This window comes from Dietzia sp. IBK-p2-16D, from assembly GCF_057773085.1.
On record NZ_JBYMTL010000066.1, the window covers coordinates 1 to 445 of the forward strand.

Consider the following 445-nt stretch of genomic DNA (forward strand, 5'->3'; position numbering starts at 1 on the left):
GCATCGGGATTGACCATAAATGGAAGCGCCACCAGATGCGGCGATCGTTGGCCATCCGCAGGGCGATGAGGTTGGCCAGCGAGCCGGGCAGCAGCCCAAAGCCGCCGACGTTGACCGCCCACGCCAGCAGTACCGTTGGGGGAACATAGTTAAGCAGCAAAATGGTGGACGGCACGTTACTGATCACCTGCGAGAGACCAATCGCCGTTAGCCATAGTCCCGGCTGCGACAGACCGCTGACGCTATGGAGAACGGTCTGCAATACCGGGAGCTGGATCAGTAGATGGACGTCAATAAACATCGCCATAAACACCAGCAGCAGCGTCCAGTCAACGCTCACCAGCACCCGCCGGGCGAGGAACAGGAAGCCACACGCCACCAGCAGCGCGCCCGCCAGCGCCTGGTTTAACTCCAGCGCGGTAATGAAAACGATATACAGTCCCAG

The 445-nt window shown here is 60.0% G+C and carries 1 protein-coding gene; it reads right to left on the reverse strand.

The annotated features are described in order from the left end of the window. Positions 1-445, reverse strand: a 445-nt coding sequence (locus AC3DE3_RS17385; RefSeq protein ID WP_488370870.1) for an SLC13 family permease, incomplete at both ends; no start/stop codon positions are given.